The organism is Streptomyces sp. WM6386 (assembly GCF_000972385.1).
Lineage (GTDB): Bacteria > Actinomycetota > Actinomycetes > Streptomycetales > Streptomycetaceae > Streptomyces.
In genome coordinates this window covers 1-331 of record NZ_JXTE01000729.1, presented here as the reverse complement: position 1 = coordinate 331, position 331 = coordinate 1, and the positions used below count along the sequence as shown (strand labels likewise).

At 70.7% G+C, this 331-nt stretch carries 1 pseudogene; it reads right to left on the bottom strand.

From position 1 onward, the window contains the following. Positions 1–331 (bottom strand): annotated as a pseudogene (locus tag TN53_RS43420) (SMI1/KNR4 family protein); the annotation flags it as partial.

Genomic DNA, 331 nt, shown 5'->3' with positions numbered 1-331 from the left:
CCCGGGGGCCCCAGGGGGCGCTTGCCACGGTCGCCGGGGAGGTGAGTCCCAGCGCGGGGTTGTCCTTGCCCTCCCGCATGTGGTCCAGCCAACGTTCGTACCAGGAGAGGAAGTCGGGGGCCGAGGAGACGTTCGGTGGCCAGAAGCCGTCCGCGTTGCCGATGAGGATGCGGCCGGTGAGGGGACCGGTCACGCCGATGAGGCACAGGTCGGTGCCGCCCATCTCGACGATGTGGAGGAACATGTCTCCTCGCGGCGCGTCCGGGTGGCTCACGTGATGGAATCCCCGCGGGGCGCCCGGCGGCTGCCGGTCCATGGTGTACAGCCTGCA